10 protein-coding genes are annotated in these 19,352 nt (G+C 34.9%); 2 read left to right on the forward strand and 8 right to left on the reverse strand.

Features of this window, described 5'->3' with window-relative positions; translation table 11 throughout:
• Positions 1–219 (reverse strand): hypothetical protein, encoded by a 219-nt coding sequence (locus GQR60_RS05750; protein ID WP_124992025.1) that lies wholly within the window; start codon positions 217–219, stop codon positions 1–3.
• A gap of 876 nt (positions 220–1,095) precedes the next feature.
• Positions 1,096–5,133, reverse strand: coding sequence for a hybrid sensor histidine kinase/response regulator transcription factor (locus GQR60_RS05755; RefSeq protein ID WP_160463424.1), 4,038 nt, complete (start codon positions 5,131–5,133; stop codon positions 1,096–1,098).
• Positions 5,134–5,404: 271 nt separating this feature from the next.
• On the opposite strand from GQR60_RS05755, the gene GQR60_RS05760 reads away from it, so the two are divergent.
• Positions 5,405–6,463 carry a M24 family metallopeptidase gene (locus GQR60_RS05760; protein ID WP_124992027.1) on the forward strand — a complete coding sequence of 353 codons (1,059 nt, stop codon included), beginning with the start codon at positions 5,405–5,407 and terminating at the stop codon, positions 6,461–6,463.
• A gap of 78 nt (positions 6,464–6,541) precedes the next feature.
• Here the strand turns inward: GQR60_RS05760 and GQR60_RS05765 are convergent, their stop codons facing one another.
• The 6 genes from GQR60_RS05765 to GQR60_RS05790 form a co-directional block, all read right to left on the reverse strand.
• Complete coding sequence (locus tag GQR60_RS05765) at positions 6,542–7,663, reverse strand: aldose epimerase family protein (protein WP_124992028.1); 1,122 nt, start codon at positions 7,661–7,663, stop codon at positions 6,542–6,544.
• Between the two features lie 180 nt (positions 7,664–7,843).
• A complete protein-coding gene (locus GQR60_RS05770; protein ID WP_124992029.1) occupies positions 7,844–9,556 on the reverse strand; it encodes a ribulokinase in 1,713 nt (570 codons plus the stop codon).
• Positions 9,557–9,594: 38 nt separating this feature from the next.
• Entirely contained in the window at positions 9,595–10,281 is a 687-nt protein-coding gene (locus GQR60_RS05775; protein ID WP_124992030.1) for an L-ribulose-5-phosphate 4-epimerase, read from the reverse strand.
• Positions 10,282–10,372: 91 nt separating this feature from the next.
• Positions 10,373–12,229 (reverse strand): sodium:solute symporter family transporter, encoded by a 1,857-nt coding sequence (locus tag GQR60_RS05780; protein ID WP_160463425.1) that lies wholly within the window; start codon positions 12,227–12,229, stop codon positions 10,373–10,375.
• Between the two features lie 81 nt (positions 12,230–12,310).
• Positions 12,311–13,795 (reverse strand): L-arabinose isomerase, encoded by a 1,485-nt coding sequence (gene araA / locus GQR60_RS05785; RefSeq protein ID WP_124992031.1) that lies wholly within the window; start codon positions 13,793–13,795, stop codon positions 12,311–12,313.
• Between the two features lie 167 nt (positions 13,796–13,962).
• Positions 13,963–14,643 (reverse strand): NUDIX hydrolase, encoded by a 681-nt coding sequence (locus GQR60_RS05790; protein ID WP_124992032.1) that lies wholly within the window; start codon positions 14,641–14,643, stop codon positions 13,963–13,965.
• A gap of 293 nt (positions 14,644–14,936) precedes the next feature.
• Between GQR60_RS05790 and GQR60_RS05795 the strand changes: the two genes are divergently transcribed.
• Entirely contained in the window at positions 14,937–19,307 is a 4,371-nt protein-coding gene (locus GQR60_RS05795; RefSeq protein WP_124992033.1) for a two-component regulator propeller domain-containing protein, read from the forward strand.
• Positions 19,308–19,352: the final 45 nt, after the last annotated feature.

The raw sequence follows: 19,352 nt of genomic DNA on the forward strand, positions 1-19,352 counted from the left end.
TTATTCACTCCATTCTCTAAATGCACTCAAATTAGAGTAAATATTTTCGCCTTTAATTTTACTGGATTTAACTAACTCAATATCTATTTCGGTGTTGTAGCAATTCACAAAATCTTTACTTACCAAAACCTGTAGGTCTCCCGATGCCAATTTAATTCCATCGGTAGTAGAATACAGATAATAGGTTTCTCCATTTTTTTTTAATGATTGGATCGGCAAAGTAGCTTAATAGTAATTGGTTATCCTCAATTATCAAATCTCTATTTGCTTTTTACGCCTCAGCACAAAAAGCAAATAGGATTAATAGAACAATATTGGTTTTACATATATTTTTTCACTTTAAATCTATGGATCGGAATCACACCTCATATTTCCCATGCTATAAATAGCCCAAACTATCTTATAAATGATATAATGCAGCATGGTATACATATTACCTACCCATCATAAGCACACATTACGCTTGCATTTAAAAATCAAATTAAGGATTTAAATCAATCACGTCCTATACGTTTTAGAGAATTGCTTTTACTTTATTCATTTAGATGATATTACAGCACATGATTTCTTTAATGGGTGTTATTTAAACTACAGGCTGATTGGCATCTATTTTAAAGAGTTTTTGTTTTGCCACAAGATTTAGTAAAACTCCGAAGTTGTGAACTTGTTCGAAGATCACCAGGTCTCACTTTGTTCGGCAACTTCGTTTTTTGTATTAAAACAAAAAATGAAGCCGGTTTTAGACGGATAGCACAATGCTAAAAATTTAAATAGGACAATATTGGTTCCAAATCTGTAAAACATTACTCCATTTCACTTTCACCATTATCTGCAAGAATAACACATATGTCTTCAGAATGGGTTAATGAGTAACACAAACTGAAACACCCAACAAAACAAATGGCGGTAAGTAGCTATTTTAATGCTACTTACCACCAAACATAAGACTTAAACACCCTCAAGATGTTTAGTAATAGAAATACCTAAAACATTTATTTTTTTAGGGTTAAAAAAAATCTAATTTCGACTATTCCAACTACAATTGTCTATAGCAGTTTAGATATCTCAACTTTGAATTATTCATTAATATAAAAACTATATCTCAAAATAATCGCGCGGAGATTTTCCGAAAAATTCTTTAAATCTTCGGCTAAAATAGGCAGGATTGGAAAATCCTGTTCGATAAGCTGCCTCGGAGATATTACATTTCCCATCAGAAATTAATTTCACAGCCTCTCTTAACCGAACAGTACGAACAAATTCAGTTGCCGAACAATCCGTTATTCTTTTCAATTTAATATGCAAAAGAGATCTGCTAATACCCATTTCCTTTGTGATAAAAGAAACATCCATTGATGATTGATCTAAATTTTCAATGATCAGAGAAGTGAGACTCTCTACAAACTCACGGTCAGAATCAGAATGCGTTATATCAGCAGGTGCAATAAAGGCATCTTTCTTAAATCGTTCAATAACATTCCTCCTGGTAGTTAGGATATTACAAATATTCTGACTTAATATATGCGGGTAAAAAGGCTTCTCAATAAATAAATCAGCACCTGTTTTTAAGCCTATGTATTTATTATTGATTCCTCCTTTTGCCGTTAATAAAATTACTGGAATATGCGATGTTTCAATATTTGTTTTTATCCTTTTCGTTAGCTCCAAACCGTCAATCCCAGGCATCATAACATCACTAATAATAAGTTCCGGAGTACATTCAGCAATTCGAGCCAGCCCCTCTTCACCACTTGAAGCCGTTGTTACATTATACTCCTCCTGAAGGCTTTCACGAATAAATTCAAGTAATTCCAGATTATCATCAATGACCAAAATGGACGGCGAATTTTTTATTTGTTCCGATTTATCTGCCAAAACATAGCTCTTATGATCTTTTTCCATTTCAATATCCTCTAGAATACTTCTCCTGCCGCAACAGTCTGTCAATTCATCATCAGAGTAATCCGATTCAGATACTGGTAGTGAAATCGTAAATTTAGTTCCCTCCTGAAGTTTACTTTCCACAACAATACTTCCTTTATGAAGAGTAACCAATCCCTTTACAAATGCCAATCCAATTCCCGATCCTGAATAAACTTTGACCTTATCTTCGGCTTGAAAATACCTGTCAAAAATTTTATCAAGCTTATCGGATTCTATCCCATGTCCAGTATCTAACACCGACAACACAAGAGTCTGTTTCAATTCTTTATCTAAACAAATTTCGTTTTGCACTTTTCCGGTCAGTCTGATTGAATCGCCCTTGTCTGTAAAGTTGAAAGCATTGGATAATAAATTAACAAGCACCTTTTCCATTTTAGAATAATCAAACCACACTTCAGAATCAGAACCTTCTGTCTCAAGGATAAGATCAACACCTTTCATTTCAGCTGTAGTCGAAAATGATTCCTTCAAGTCTTGTAAAAGAGTATTAATACTGTTTTTGCTAACCTGCAATGTTTCTTTTCCCCGCTCTACCTTTCTAAAATCAAGCAGTTCATTTACAAGCCGCAATAATCTTTTTACATTTTTTTCAATTCCTATAAATTTCTGTTTGACCGAAAAACTGACATTCTCATTTTCAATCATGTTTGAAAGAGGACCAATAATTAGTGATAAAGGAGTTCTGAATTCATGCGAAATATTAGTGAAAAATTCAAGTTTTGCCTGATTCAACTCTACGGCATATTCTTTCTCGCGTCTTTCCAAATTAGCAATAGCCTTAGATTTTTGAATTCGCGAACCAACAAGATAAATACCGGCAAATATGAGACAAACAATAAAAAAATAAATTAAATAACCCCATATGGACAGATAAAATGGCGGTTTAACATGAATATTGATGGATCGTTGATGATCGCTCCATTCCGATTTATCGGTAGAAGCCTTAACATGAAGAGTATAATTTCCCGGACTAAGATTGGTATAGGTAGCAAACCCCCTATTTCCAACGTAATTCCATGATTTATCGAAATTCTCAAGGTAATAAGCATACTGACACTTACCTTGATTTTCATAGTTTAGTGCAGTATAACCTATCGTAAAAACATTTTCTTTATATTTTAAGTTGATTTCAGATGATCTGTTCAGTGATTTTTTAAGTGGTGAATTAACACCAGGAACTACAACCTTATTGAATAGCTGCATTTCGGTAAACACTACATCCAGAGGTTTAGATTTAACTTCTTCTCCCGATTCATTAAATGAAACCATCCCATTATTTCCACCAAAATATATATTTCCTCGACTATTCTTATACGAAGCTCTGTAATTAAATTGTTCAAAAGGGATGCCTGAATCAAGATCAAATAAAATATATTTCTTTGTTTCAGGATTAAATTTAACCAAGCCCTTATCACTACTGGCCCAAAAATCACCATTTTCTTCTTCTTCCAAACTAAAAATCCACGAAACAGGAAACCCGTTATCTTTATTGAATCGAACCACTTTATCATTCGCTTCATCGTAATAGCAAAGTGCCTCATAAGAGTCGCCAATCCAAACCCTTTTTTTTGAATCTATTTTCACAAAATTTATTCCTTTCAGAAAAGGAATCTTATCAAACTTAGATAGCGTTTGATCTTGTAAATGATAACGATACACCCCAGTAAATGATGAAATCCAAATGCAGTCACCAGCATCACACATATATTCGATTTGAATGCCTTCCAGTATTTCTTTAAAAAAAGGAGATATCGACTTGCTTATTGTATTATAAACTGCAGCACCATTACTAGTTGAGATATAGATCAGATTTCCCTTTTTCAAAAAATGATAAATATTATCGGAGGGTAATAATGGGTGATTTTTTGTTGTTATGTATTCAAACCGACCTGTTTTAGTATTTAAAATATTAATCCCATGGGTATAGGTTCCAATCCATAATCTTTCGGGGGATTCAAAAATCAGACAATGCAGATTATTAAAATTCAAGCCATTTCCTTCTGAACAACTTTGGAATTCCGTTATCTCTCCAGTTGAAATATTCATTTTATTCAGCCCCATATCTTCAAGGCCAATCCATAAATCTCCTTTCTGATCTTCAACCAAACAACTAACTACATTACCTGATAAATCTCTTTTACCGGTTCCGGCCTTCCATTTCTTAAAAAACCTTGAATTAGAACACCATAAATTTATCCCCCCAAAATAGGATCCAAACCAAATATTTCCACATCTGTCCTTAAACGCATTGTATATCGGATTGGTATTGATTCCATCAGGATTGGTTAAATCAAATTGTTGACAAGTGAATTTCTCTGTGACTGGTGACCATACGCACAATCCGTTTTCGGTCCCCATCCAAACCCTTCCAATCGAATCTTCAGCCAAACAATGAACCATATTGTGTAATATATGACGCGGACCTTTTTGCTCTTCTGAAAAATGAATGTACTGCCCATTTTCAGCATTAATTCTGCAAATTCCAGCATTTGAAGTTCCTACCCAAATATTACAATTATCCTCTAAAAAAAAAGCTAAAAATGAATCCTCCCGCAACTCACGGGGCAAGTCTATCCCCTTCACAAATTTCTTATTCCGATCAATAACATATATGATCGAATTCTCTGTTAAAGCTACAATTTTATTGTTTTTTTCCCTAACATCAACAATTCTCGTATCCTTAGGTAAGACCGCAAATTTAATTTTATCTTCCAGATTTATACATTGGCCTCTTTCACCGTCAAAATATTTTAATTGCTGCTGAACACATAACCATGCACCTCCTTCAGTTGGAACAATAATCTCCAGTCCCTTTATTTCATTTAATGGTTCATAGGGCTTAAAATATTCATTGTTAAAATCAAATTGATAGTACTTTCCTTTAATTGTTCTGCATACTAAAATTGTATCGCACAGCATAAAGATCTTATCACTCTGTATATCTGAATACTTACCATCATCAATACATTGGAAATTCTCAAATTTATTTCCATCAAACCGACATACAGCACTTCTTGTTGCCGCCCAGATAAAACCATCCTGATCTTGTGTTATACTCTTCACATATGATGATGGCAATCCATCCACATTTGTATAATGAACAAATTTTAAGAAATCATTATCCGCTTGAGCTAAATTTCCCAAAGTTGAGCAAACGAAAGCAAAAACAATTAAAATCATTCTATTCATACAAATAAATATTATTTTAATAAAAGCCCTAACACCCCACATAACTACTTAAACACAAGACTTTAAATTAGAATTTAAAGGTACTAAATACGTTTTAAAACATAGTAATTTTCCTAAATCTTTTACCCACTGTTTCTAATATAGATATATTCTTTCTACAGCGGGAAATAAAACACCTATATAAGTTTGGTACACATTTGTTGTAGTTGTGAATTTGAATTTTTATTTACTTTACATAGAATCTACATCAAGCTCATTTGAAAATATAAACATGGAAAGAATACAAAAAACACTTCGGCTATTAGAAGAACAGGATATTGATGCTTTACTGGTTACCTCCGAATCAAATGTTACCTATTTATCGGGTTTCACAGGAGATTCATCACGCTTGCTCATAGGAAAACAATCTTGTTATCTGATAACTGACCCCAGATATACTGAACAGGCTAAAAATGAATGCCATAAGAATATAACTGTATTTGAATGGATTAACGACAAGAGATACAATTCTTTGACTTATGATTTTCTCATTAAATCCTTACTCATTCAAAGAATTGGGTTTGAAAGTAATCATATCACATTTCAGGAATATTCTGAAATTAATGGTGAAAAAGTTCCTACTCAAAATTTAGTAGAACAGATTCGCATTATAAAATCCAAAGATGAAATTGAAAATCTGAGAAAAGCCAGCCAAATTTCCGATAAGGCACTTGAAAACACACTCTCTTCAATAAAAGAAGGAGTTATGGAAATTGATATCGTTGCTGAACTTGAATACAACCTTAAAAAGTGCGGCGCAGATAATCTTTCTTTTGAAACAATGGTTTTGTCAGGAAAAAGAACTTCCCTGTTACATGGGAAACCAGGTAAAAAACGTGTCGGAAATGGTGATTTAATCCTGTTCGATTTTGGAGCTTTATACAATGGCTATCATGCAGATATAAGCCGAAGTTTTGTTCTGGGACAAGCAAACGATCAGCAAAGAGAAATTTACGATTGTATAAATAATGCCGGCAAACTAGCCATCAATTCAATAAAAGACGGCGTTGAGGGAAAAGAAATTGCTGAAATGGTCCGAAAACAAATACCTTCTAAATATTTAGAATATTATTATCCGGGAATTGGTCATGGAGTTGGATTAGACATACATGAACCCCCTTTTATCAGAGACGATGCATCATTTACATTTCAATCGGGCATGGTGATCACAATGGAACCTGGAATCTATATCCCCGAATGGGGTGGCTTGCGTATTGAAGACTCTCTATTGGTAACAAAGGATGGATGCGAACCTCTCAATTTATTCGAACGAAATTTAATTGAATTGTGAACTAATTCACTCTTACAAGTATACAAAATAGGCTGAATCAGTAACAGATTCAGCCTGTTTCACTATACTAACTAAAAACTATTTACTTGAAAATTTATAGATACAAATTGAATAATACTCTTCGCCAGGCTTAACTGTCACATCAGGAAAGTTTGCCTGATTTGGGCTATCTGGGAAATGTTGTGTTTCCAAACAAAATGCAGTTCGGAAATCATATTTCTTATTCCCTTTACCAACAACTCCATCTAAAAAATTACCGCCATAAAACTGAATTCCAGGTTCAATGGTATAAACTTCAAGAATTCTTCCCGATGACGGCTCAACAACTTTTGCCGCTAAAGTCAGCTTTTCGTCTGATTTATTCAACACCCAATTGTGGTCGTAACCTTTACCGTAGGTTAACTGCGTTTCATCATTATCAACCCGTTCACCAATAGCGGTTAAATTGTTAAAATCGAATGCGGTCCCTTTTACAGGTAAAATTTCACCTGTTGGAATTAAACCGGCATCCACAGGAGTGAAAGAATCAGCATTGATCATTAACTGATGATCGTTAATTGTTCCTGCTCCTGCTCCTTTAAGATTAAAATAAGTATGATTGGTAAGATTTAGAACCGTAAGCTTATCTGTTGTTCCAAAGTATTCGATTTTTAATTCGTTATCATCTGTAAACTGATATTTTACTTTTACATCAACATTACCAGGGTATCCTCCGTCCATATCGGCTGAATGCAGGCTAAATTCCAAAGTTTGCTTATCAATTTGATTCACATCCCAAATTTGTCGGTAAAAACCATTTGATCCACCATGCAAATGATTCTCTCCATTGTTTGCTTCAAGCTGATATTCTATTCCATCCAGAGAGAATTTAGCCTGACCAATTCGGTTTCCATAACGACCTATTGTTCCCCCAAAAAAATATTCTTTTTTATCTATAAAATCCTTTCCTGTTCCATATCCAACAGCAACATCAGCAAAATTTCCGTTTTTATCCGGCACCCATAAACTAACAACTCTTGCTCCAAAATTTGTTAACTGACAAACCAGACCATTCTTATTCGTTAAAGTAAAAAGTTCAACCTTTTTTCCATTATAATCACAAGAAAAATCTGTTTCAGAAATCAATTCCTTTTTTTGCGGCTTCTGACAACTCATCATAACAGGAATAATTACAACACATAACACATTTAATAGTTTCATAATATTTAGTTTATTGTTATCAATTTCTTCTCATTGCATAAATCCTGAAAAGATCAATATTAATCGATTCTAAATTCACCACTAATTTTTAAATGAAGCTTGCATAAACTCCGAAATGTTACAAAAAAAACCGAGAGAATGGAACTTAACATTTCCCCCCTCGGTTTCCCGCTAACTAATCTAACTAATTTGTCCTATTGTTTCAACTATTTTATCTTTTCCAAACAATTCCTGCTCGGTGAAAGTTCCTAATTTTACATACTTTTCGTAAATCTCCAGATACTTTTTAGCGTGATCCGGATTAGGTATGTATTCCATATCAAAACCTTGCCCCATTGCTTTTTGAGCTTCTCCTACTGTTTTGTATACTCCGGCAGCAACAGCAGCAAACATTGCTGCACCGCAAGCACATGTCTGCTCGGTACGCGCAATTTTTATCGGCATATTCAATACATTTGCTAAAGTCTGCATCACAAAAGGTGACTTCTTGGCTACTCCACCTAAACCAATAATTCCTTTAATCTCAACACCTTCACGAACAAATCGATCGACAATAGCTTTTGACCCAAAAGCAGTTGCTTCCACCAATGCTCTAAAAATACGAGGTGCCGAAGAACCCAAAGTTAAACCCGCAATAGAACCTGTTACCTCCTGACTTGCATCTGGAGTGCGTCGTCCGTTCATCCAATCAACTGCCACAATTGTAGATTCTTCAATTGAAATTTTTTCAGCTTCTTTACTTAACTCCGGAATAATCTTCGAGATAGCTTCCTCAATCAATTTTTCACGGGTTTCCTCATCAATCAAAGTCGTTTTTGAAAGGATATTTTCGATTGGCCAGGCAACAACATTTTTAAACCATGCATACAAATCACCAAAAGCTGATTGCCCTGCTTCCAACCCAACATAACCGGGAATTACCGAACCATCTACTTGTCCGCAAATACCAGGAATTAATTTATCACCAATCTGATCGTAAGAAGCGATCATGATATCGCAGGTTGAAGTTCCTATTGCCCGTGCCAATACGTTTGGAGTTACCTCTCCTCCAACAGCACCCATATGACAATCAAATGCTCCAACTCCAACAGCTACATCGGTGCTTATACCCAAACGTTCAGCCCATTCAGGAGAAATCTTTCCCACAGAAATATCACTCGTATAAGTTTCATCATATAACTGATCGCGGTAACCTTTTAACAAAGGATCGAGACTGGTCAAAAATTCCTCTGAAGGCAATCCATTCCATAACTCATGCCACATCGCTTTATGACCTGCAGAACATCGGCTGCGCACCACTTCTGTTGGCTTCTGTTTTCCTGTTAATACCGCCGACATCCAATCGCAATGTTCTATCCAGGAAACTGCTTTATCCCGTATGGATTCATCTTCACGCAATACGTGCAGCATTTTTGCCCACACCCATTCCGAAGAATATATTCCACCTTCATATTGAGAATAATCAATATCCCATTTTTTCACCAATTCGTTAATTTCGGCAGCTTCCTTAACAGCAGTATGATCCTTCCACAATACAAACATTGCATTCGGATTTTCTGCATATTCAGGCAATAAAGCCAAAGGAGTGCCATTCTCATCCGTCAACACAGGAGTACTTCCTGTAGTATCAAATGAAAGCCCCACCAGACTTCCGGCAACCCCTTTTGGCGATTTTTCCAGAGCATCTTTAATCAAATACTCCATAACTTCTATATAATCCAATGGATGTTGGCGATATTGATTCTTTACAGGATCACAATACTTACCTTCCATCCATCGGGGATAATTCATAACCGACGATGCAATTTCTTCTCCGGTTGCAACATCAACAACAACAGCCCTTCCTGAATCTGAACCATAATCAAGACCTATTACATATTTCTTTGCACTCATAAACTGTATTTTTAATCATTAAATCAAAGCAGTTTTACCTACTGACCGTAATATGAATCTTTACCATGTTTGCGACTAAAATGCTTATCAGTCAGAAGAGAATTCATTGAGGCATTTGGCTGAATGATTTTTGCTATGAAAGCCATTTTGGCCAGCTCCTCTAAAACAACACTATTGTGAACAGCATCATTTGCATTTTTCCCCCAGGTAAACGGACCATGATTTTTAACAATCACACCAGGAACATGCATCGGATTCAATTCTTTAAATGCTTCAATTATTACGGTGCCTGTTTCTTTTTCATAAGCTCCCTTTACCTCAGCTTCATTCATATCCCGTGTACAAGGAATCTGTCCGTTAAAATAATCAGCATGTGTAGTTCCTAGTATTGGAATCCCAATTCCTGCTTGTGACCATCCGGTTGCATAAGTTGAATGAGTATGAACAATTCCGCCTATCTCTTTAAAACTTTTATACAGCTCAAGATGAGTAGGCGTATCTGACGAAGGACGTAATTTGCCTTCTACAACATTCCCGTCCAAATCAACCACAACCATGTCTTCACTCTTCATTTCGGAATAGGAAACACCACTTGGTTTTATTACAACCAAACCATTTTCCCGGTCAATAGCGCTTACATTTCCCCATGTAAAAAGTACCAATCCATATTGCACCAATTCAAGATTGGCTTTAAAAACCTCTTCTTTTAACTTATTTAAGTCCATTATTCGAATTTTAAAAATTGCCTGATAGTTTTTAACCTTACCATATTTAACTCAACTACCAGGCAATTTAATTCACACCTATTATATTATTTTACCAGAAATAAGCATATAATGCAACAATAATAACAACAATACCCATTGCACTAATAAAGAATGTTTTATCTGTCTGGAAAAGTTCAGGATCGAAAGAGTACGCCTTACCATCCTGTTTCTTGGAATTTGCATTCGTAAACATGATTACGGCTAAAAAAGCCATCATAAATGTCATCATGAATATTGAATGAAAACCTAGATGAGCTAAACTAACACCAAACAAATCAGTACCCCAAACAATACCTGCAACTAAAGTAATAATTGTTAATCCAGTAAATAGTTTACCACCCAAAAGCAACTTTTCACGATTTTTTTCTGAAATTTTTTCAGCTTCTATTTTATGACTATCAGTAAGAACCAGAATTACTGCCAAAGAAATTAAAGCCATACAAACATATCCCATGCGAATAATAAATGGCAATTCCGGCAATAACATTTTCATAAAAATCCCCATTGGTAAAGTCGCAATAGTAGTCCAAAGAGCTGCTCTGTTGGTTGCTCGTTTCCAAAGAATTCCCATTCCAAATACAACAACTACCCCAGGATAAATAAATCCGGTGTATTCCTGAATGTACTGAAATGCCTGATCCAATCCTCCCAACAATGGTTTCGCAGAAATGATAGCGATTATTAAGGCAAAAACGGCAGTAAGACGCCCCACCAATACCAATTTCCTTTCGGATGCATTTTTATTAATATGCTCTTTATAAATATCAAGAGTGAAAATCGTTGCTGTTGAATTCAGCATCGAAGCTAAAGACGATACAACTGCTGCGGCAAGTGCTGCAAACCCTAAACCTCGAATCCCTTCAGGTGCAAAATTACGAAGCAACCAAGGATACGCCTGATCCGGTCTGTCAATAGCACCTGATAATCCATCAATAGCACCTCTTAAATCAGGATGATTAAACATTACGTAAGCAGTAATACCTGGTACGATAACAATAATCGGAATTAGAATTTTTAAATATCCTGCAAAAAGAAGTCCTCTTTTTGCTTCTTTCAAATTTTTAGCCGCTAATCCTTTTTGAATAATGTACTGATTAAAACCCCAGTACCCAATATTAGTAAGCCACATCGCTCCAAAAATAACAGCAAGACCAGGTAAATCTTTGAAGACTGTCGCATCTATATTTTCATCAATAATCATATTGAAATGAACATCTCCGGGAACTTCTCTAACTTTACTAAGAACCAGCAAAAAACCATCTATTGCAGAACCGTCACCTGCTACTGCATCCAAAGCAAACCACGCAGTTATTAATCCACCTCCAACAAGGAAGACAACCTGCACAACGTCAGTCCAGGCAACAGCTTTAAGACCACCATAAACAGAATATATACCTGCAAAAAGAAGTAAAGCCGGTACTCCATATTCCATTGGGAATCCAAGAATTTGATCCATTGCAATAGCTCCTAACCAAGCAACAGAAGTAAGATTTACAAAAACATAAACCAATAACCAGAAAAATGAGAAAAAGAAACTGACTCCGCTGCCATATCTTTCCTTGGCAAACTGAGGCATTGTGTAAATTTTCTTATCAATCATTTGCGGCAATAGAAACTTTGCAACCAAAATAAGAGTAATCGCAGCAATCCACTCATAAGCTGCAATTCCCAAACCAACAACAAAGCCAGAACCAGACATACCAATAAATTGTTCAGCAGAAATATTTGCTGCAATTAAAGATGCTCCAATAGCCCACCAGGAAAGTGTACCTCCAGCTAAAAAATAATCTTTTGAACTTTCCTCTACACCTTTTTTTCCTCGGGAAATCCATAAACCTAGACTTACAATTAATATTGCATAAGCAATAAAAACAGCATAATCAATGGCCGTAAAACCTGCATTCATAGTGATTAGTTTTATTAATACTCTCAGCAAAAAGCCGAGAGTATTTTGAATTAGTATTGTTTAAATGATATTTAATATTCGCTACAATCCCTTCGCTAAATGGTAATATAAATCATTCCATTTCAGCTCTTTCTTAAAATCTGAAATTGTAGTTGAATTTTCAATCGTTACGAATTCAACACCAACCATTTCAGCAAAGTCTTCAAGACATTCTTTGTTTAATGCCATGCTAAAACTAGTGTGATGAGCACCACCGGCAAGAATCCATGCAGCAGCACCAATTTCCAGATTTGGTTGTGGAACCCATAGGGCACGGGCAACAGGAAGTTTTGGTAATGCTTTAGGTGTAATAACTGTCACAGGATTAACAATCATTCGCATACGTCCTCCCATATCAACAAGAGTTGCATTTATTCCTTCCCCTTCAGGCACATCGAATACAAAACGGGCAGGAGCATCTTTTCCTCCAATTCCCAATGGATGAACTTCGATACTTGGAGTTTCTTTAGCAATTGAAGGACAAATCTCAAGCATGTGTGCACTTAACACTGAAGGACAAGCAGGATCAAGATGGTAAGTATAATCTTCCATAAAAGAACATCCGCCTTTCATACCAGCCGACATTACTTTCATGATTCGTACCAAAGCAGATTGTTTCCAGTCACCTTCTGCTCCAAAGCCGTAACCTTGTTCCATTAATCGTTGAGAAGCCAATCCCGGAAGTTGTTTCAAACCATGCAAGTCTTCAAAATTGGTCGTAAAAGCCTTATATCCATTTGCATCCAGGAATTTTTTCATTCCCAATTCTATCTTAGCCTGATAACGAATGTTTGAATTTGTTTTATCTTCTAATTTGTATTCGGCAGCATAAACATCCATTAAAGAATCAATTTCTTGCTCTGTTATCGAATCCATACTAACAACAAGATCACCAACTCCGTGATAATTTACTTGCCAGCCCAATATTTTCTGAGCTTCAACCTTATCGCCTTCTGTTACGGCAACATGACGCATATTATCGCCAAAACGACAAATTTTTAAATTTTTAGATTCATTATATCCAACAGCAGATCTTGTCCAGCTTCCTAAGGTTTTGCGAACTTTTTCATCTTTCCAATGACCTACAATCACCTTACGATTTAATCGCAATCGTGTGCAGATAAATCCAAACTCACGGCCACCATGTGCTGATTGATTCAAATTCATGAAATCCATATCAATCTCACTCCAGGGAATATCTCTGTTGTACTGAGTATGTAAATGTGCAAATGGCTTGCTCAATATACTTAAACCTTGAATCCACATTTTAGATGGCGAAAAAGTATGCATCCATGTAATCAATCCAATACAGTTGTTGTCTGTATTTGCCTCAAGACAACAATTATAAATTTCGTCAGGAGTTGTTAATACCGATTTAAAAACAATTTTTACAGGAATTGCGTCTGATGCATTAAGCCCTTCAGCAATTTCTTCTGAATTATCTTTTACTTGTTTTAGTGTCTCGGGACCATACAAGTGTTGACTTCCGGTTACAAACCAAATCTCTTTTTCTTTTAGCTCTTTCATTTTATTCTTATAGTATTTTATACTTTTTTATTAAATACAATTAATCTTCACATTAACAACAATAAGACTTACCAGCAGATTCAAATAAGTATTTTATCAGTACTTTCTACTTTTATACTAAGTAAAAAAAAGCAAAAAATTGCTTCTTTAGTTTAAATTATCAAGCTTTAAAATTTAACAACTCTATCAAATGTCTTTTCAATATCTCCTTTAATCGCCCGATAATAAAATGCCCCTTTCTTGGATTCTGTAGTATTTTTAATATTCAACTTTTCCAGACGTCCTAGTGAAAGCACCTTCTTCCTAAAATTTCCAGGATCAAACTCCCTCTGAAAAATTGCCTGATATAAATTTCGTAATTGCAAGAGTGTAAACATCTCTGAAAGCAATTCCTCTCCTATTAAATCAAAACTTGCTTTTTTCTGAAGTCTGTCCAACGCTTCGTGAACCATATTTTCATGATCAAAAATCATAGTAGGAAGCTTACTTATTGGCCACCAATGCGCTCCATTTTCGCGAACCAAATCCGTATCGTACTTATCAATTCGAATTAATGCATAGTATGCTAAAGAAATAACACGCGTAGCCTCATCTCTTGACGGATCTGAGAACGATTGCACTTGCTCTAAGTAAATATCACTCAGTCCTGTTGTTTTCTTAAGCACTCTGCGGGCAGCCATATCAGCCGACTCATTTTCCTGAACAAATCCTCCTAACAAAGACCATCTTCCCATCGCAGGCTCAAATCCTCTTGGATAAAGTAATAATTTCAGTTCCCCTTCATGATAACCGAAGATTACACAATCGACAGCAACATGATATTTAGGATGTTTATATTGTGGATTCATAATATTAATTTTCTCCTCAAATATATAAAGTATTTTTGACTTTTATTATTTTCTTGTGAAAAAAAATAAATTTCCGACGAAATTTACAAAAAAAAATAATATTAAACTCTTATGCAATAACAAGCATTAATTTATTTTAAGGTTAATTTATTCCTGTCGGAGTCAACAATAAATGATACAAATTACGAATTATTGGTTTTGCGCATTCAAAGAATGTAAGTATACTTGTACAAATACCACATTTTGATAGTTCGATACACTCTTAATTTAAAATTATAAAAATACAGAATATCATGCGGCGATGTATTTTTTTCAGTTTCTTTATCCTTCTTTGTTTTTGCAGCAATACACTTATTGGAGAAACTCAAAAATCGCCAATTTCGCATATTCGTTTCCATTACCTGAATAACAACAACGGGTTAGCGCAAAACACAGTAGATTGTATCTTACAAGACAGCCGGGGATTTATGTGGTTTGGAACATGGAACGGACTTTGCCGTTACGATGGTTACACTTTTACTACCTATAACAAAACCAAGGATCTTAGCGGTATTCCTGACAACTTTATTCAATCGATGAGTGAAGACAGCAAAGGAAATATCTGGATTGGAACAAAAAATGGATTAAGCAGATTCCTTTTTAATGAGAATCGCTTTTCGTTGCCTGAAAACATAAAGTCGAATCTAAACGGACACTCCATACCTCATATATCAATTGATAAACAAAATAAGATCTGGATAGCGACAGAAGATGATGGAGTTTGGCTTATTGAGGAAGATAAAACAGACTCATATTCAGTTAAGAAGATTACTGAAATTGTTTTGCCAAACCAACACATCAGTCACATTTTAATTCATAAAAAAAATATTTTAATTGGAACCGAGAACGGCTTGGTAATTGTTGACAAGATAAATTTCCAAAACGATACCACATTAAACAAACTAATTAAATCTGTAACAAACCTTGTTGTAAATTGCATTTTTGTAGATACAAAAGAAAATGTTTGGATCGGAACCTCTAATGGCTTATATCAATATGAGCCAGACAATAAACAAATCTATTTTTACACGCATCAGCCACAGAATTCATCTGGTTTAAACCACATAGCAATTACAGAAATTGTTGAAGACAATTCAGGCACAATTATCGTTGGTACTTTGGCCGGACTAAACTTTTTTGATCCAAATTCGCACTCTTTTTATCATTTAGGTGATGATATCAAAGAAGATCAAAAATTAAACAACCCTTTCATTAATTCATTACTAGCTGATAAACAAGGAAATGTATGGATAGGTACCGATAAAGGAGGTGTTAATTTTTACAACATTTATCAAAAACCTTTTTATTCTATCACTCACACTCCATTAAACCCTAAAAGCATAAGTCACAATACAATCAATTCTATTTTAAGTGAAAAAAACATTCTTTGGATAGGAACCGCAGGTGGTGGTTTAAACAGAATCGTTAATAATGGAGAGAATGTAGACCATTTTAATCTCAGCAATTCACCTCAAGAACAAATTGGCGCGAACTTTATCACTTCCATATATAGAAACAGCAGTAAACAACTTTGGTTAGGTACATGGGGAGACGGTTTAAAAAGACTAAAATCAGTAATCACCAAAAACATTGATACCTATCGTAACAATTTTGAAGTTTCGAACAGCCTTTGTTCGAATTTCGTTTCCTCAATAACAGAATTGGATAAAGACCAGTTGCTGATTGGAACATTAAAAGGACTCGATTTATTTAATATCAAGCTGAACACCTTTACCCATCTCGATGAGAAAATGAAACTGTCTGCACATCTCGAAGTTGGATGTATTTTAAATGATCAGCAAAATCAGGTTTGGATAGGTACCCGTAATGGATTATTCCGCATTCCAAAAGATGAATTAAATCAACCTGATAAAAAAACAAGCATTAAATATGACGCCTTTTTCAATCAGCAGGATAACCCATTCTCTCTTCCTGGAAATTACATCATTTCCTTGTTTGAATCGAAAGACGGTACCATATGGATTGGTACCTACGGAAATGGAATCTGTAAATACACTATTGATAATAACGGTAAGTTTCAATTTATAACTTATAATGACCAAAATGGCTTGTGCAATAATGTAACTTATGCCATAGAAGAGGACAAACAAGGCAATTTATGGATCAGTACGGACAATGGTCTTTCAAAATTTAATCCGAAAACTGAATCTTTTCAAAATTATTTTGTAAAAGATGGACTTTTAAGTAACCAATTTTATTGGTCAGCATCAGCTGCTGATGAAAATGGTAAACTTTATTTTGGGGGAATAGCTGGATTAAACTATTTTATGCCGGAAAATGTTGAATCATACCATGAAGCATCAAAACCGGTTTTTACTGAATTTTCAGTATTCAACAGGCCTGTTGAAATTGGACAAGAATATCATTCCAATGTAATTTTAAATAAATCCATATCTGAAACAAACTCAATTGAACTCTCCTACAAAGACGCAGTTTTCTCGATAGAATTCTCAGCTCTTGATTATTTTTTACCGGAAAAAATAAAATATTCATACCAAATGGAAGGTGTTGATAAGGATTGGGTTAATGTTCCATCAAGCAGAAGATTTGCCAATTACACAAATCTTTCGGGAGGAGAATACAAATTCATGGTTAAAGCCTCTAACAGCGATGGTATGTGGTCAGACAAGATTGCAGAATTAAAAATAAAAGTTCATCCACCTTTTTGGCAAACAATGTGGTTTCAATTTACACTCCTGATTGCAATCGTTTTAATAATAATCAGCTACATTCAATACAGAACACGTTTTTTAAAAGAGCAAAAAAGGAAGTTAGAGAATCAGGTACTGGAACGAACTGAAAAAATCGAAGAACAAAAAGACAAACTAAGACACCAGGCTGAGCATTTGCAGCAAACAAATCAGGAATTAGCGGACAGACAGCTGTTAATTGGCGGACAAAAACTTGAACTTGAAATTCAAAATAAAAAGATTGCCCAACAGCGCGACAAGATGATTGAATTAAACAAGGAAGTGAAACAGGTCAACCAACTTCGATTGCGTTTTTTCACGAATATCTCACACGAATTTAGAACTCCCCTTACGCTAATTATTGATCCTCTGGAACAATTAATGAAAAAATTAAACGATGATCAAAACACAATCAGCACTTTAAAAATTATTGACCGAAATGCCAAACGACTGCTTCATCTGATCAACCGACTTATTTATTTCCGGCAAATCGAAAACGAAAAAATGGATCTGCTTGTGAGTAAAGGCAATTTAAATGAGTTCTTACATGATATTTTTGAATCATTTGAAAATTTGGCTCAACACATGCAAATGAATTACCATTTTGAAGCACAGCAAACAAATTCAGAAACATGGTTTGATGCAGAAAAACTAGAAAATATTTTTTACAATTTGCTATCCAATGCTTTTAAATACACACCTGAAAATGGTGAAATTACAATGAAAGTTAAATTTGTAGAGAATGATGCTGATAATATTTTCCCTGCACCTTATGCATACATTGAAGTTACTGATAACGGAAAAGGCATTGCAAAGGAACATCTGCCATTTATTTTTGAACGGTTTTACCATGTAGAATCCGAAAGAGAATTAGACAAGAATAACTCTGGTATTGGCTTAGCTTTAACCTCTGAGATTATTAAAATATTGCACGGTAAAATTCAAGTTCAAAGTGAGATCAAAAAAGGAAGTTGTTTTCAAGTCTATTTGCCATATACAACCGATCGTTATAACGAAAAAGATTTAGACCGCAACAACACTCTGGCTGAGGTGAAATTAAAAGCCCGTGTTGATACATTAGTTCATAACATGGTTAATTCAGAATCAAATTTAGGATATGAAAACACTGGAAAACAGGATAAATCAAAACCATTGGTACTGATTGTTGAAGACAATTTTGATTTGCGTACCTTTCTAATGCAAACCTTAAAAGAGGACTATAGAATACTAGGAGCCGAAAATGGTAACATTGGCTTTACGATGGCTAAAAAGCATTCTCCAGATTTAGTCATCTCTGATGTGATGATGCCGGTGCTTAGTGGCATTGAGCTGTGTAAATGCATGAAAAAGGAGATCCAGACAAGCCATATTCCCATTATCCTGTTAACAGCAAAGAATATGGTTGAAAACTGGGTTGAAGGCCTTGAAACCGGGGCCGATGATTACATCTCAAAACCTTTCAATCTGCAACTGTTACAGATTAGAATGAAAAATCTGATTGAAAGCAGAATGAAATTAAAACGAATGTTCAATTCGTCGCAAAACATTTCTGCGGAAAACATTACATCAAACCCTGTTGACGAAGAATTCATCAATAAAGTATATCGAATACTGGAAAAAAACTACACCAATCCCGACTTCACAATCAATCAGTTTGCCGGCGAAATGTTTGTAAGCAGCAGTTTGTTATACAAAAAATTGAAAGCAATAACAGACTTAAACATTACCAATTTTATAAACGCATTCAAATTAAAAAAAGCGATGGCGTTGATACAGGAAAACAAACTCCCAATTTCTGATATTGCATTTGCCGTAGGATTCAATGACCCAAAATATTTTAGCAGAGTATTCCGCAAACATTATGGAATGAGCCCCTCCGACTTTACACATAACTCTCTCAAAAACAACAAGTAACCTACGTTTTTCAATAAGCATACTTCTTCATTTTCCGAAATCATC

The sequence above is a fragment of the Labilibaculum euxinicum genome, assembly GCF_009795715.1.
GTDB lineage: Bacteria > Bacteroidota > Bacteroidia > Bacteroidales > Marinifilaceae > Labilibaculum > Labilibaculum euxinus.